Origin of the sequence: Mesorhizobium sp. M1A.T.Ca.IN.004.03.1.1, assembly GCF_003997555.1 — a bacterium.
Taxonomy (GTDB): Bacteria; Pseudomonadota; Alphaproteobacteria; order Rhizobiales; family Rhizobiaceae; genus Mesorhizobium.
In genome coordinates this window covers 1-266 of record NZ_RZTV01000432.1, presented here as the reverse complement: position 1 = coordinate 266, position 266 = coordinate 1, and the positions used below count along the sequence as shown (strand labels likewise).

1 protein-coding gene is annotated in these 266 nt (G+C 59.4%); it reads right to left on the bottom strand.

The window, feature by feature from the left end:
• On the bottom strand, nucleotides 1–266 hold a 266-nt coding region (locus EOD29_RS32325), incomplete at both ends, for an ABC transporter permease subunit (RefSeq protein WP_127248837.1).

Here is a 266-nt window from a genome sequence, read left to right as displayed (position 1 = left end):
AAACGCTCCTAGCCCCATGAGTGGCAGTGTCAGGATCGCGTATCCTATGGCGGCGCCTAAGAAGCCCTGCGTGTAAGCGAAGGTCCGGTTTTGGTACGCCTCGACCGAGGCGGTCAGGTCAACGATCCCGATCAGCGAGGCGACGGAAGAGTTTTTGACGATTTCGGCAGCTTGTAACACCAGCGCAGGCGCAACCATGCGCAAGGCTGCCGGTAAGCTGATAAGGACGAAGGTATGCAGTGGCGAAAGGCCGCCTATGAGCGCCG